General features: G+C 38.2%; 1 protein-coding gene. It reads left to right on the top strand.

Features of this window, described 5'->3' with window-relative positions; genetic code table 11:
- Positions 1–400, top strand: a 400-nt coding sequence (locus FLQ44_RS22575) for a transposase (protein WP_147696152.1), incomplete at both ends; no start/stop codon positions are given.

Here is a 400-nt window from a genome sequence, read left to right on the forward strand (position 1 = left end):
ATTACTAGAAGTAGTTGACTCTCATAAAAGTGAAGAGATTATCGAGGTGTTAAAGCAGCAGCCACAAGCTATTCGGGAGAATGTCAAGGAAGTAAGCGTTGATATGTGGGGCGGATTCCCTAAAGTAATTAAAGAAGTTTTCCCCAATGCCCTGATTGTTATTGATCGGTTTCATGTGATGAAATTAGTGAATAAAGCGCTCAATAAGATGCGCTTAAATTTAGAGTTAAAAGGCTTGAAGAATCGCTGCTTACTTTTGAAGAATCAAGTGGATTTAACTGAGTCCGAAAAACTTGAATTAACGAACTTGCTCAAAGATTCGGCTTGCTTAGGAATAGCTTATGAACTAAAGGAGGAACTCCGCGACATTTATGAAACGAGTCCAACCGTAAAAATTGGA

Origin of the sequence: Vogesella mureinivorans (assembly GCF_007644035.1) — a bacterium.
Classification (GTDB): domain Bacteria; phylum Pseudomonadota; class Gammaproteobacteria; order Burkholderiales; family Chromobacteriaceae; genus Vogesella; species Vogesella mureinivorans.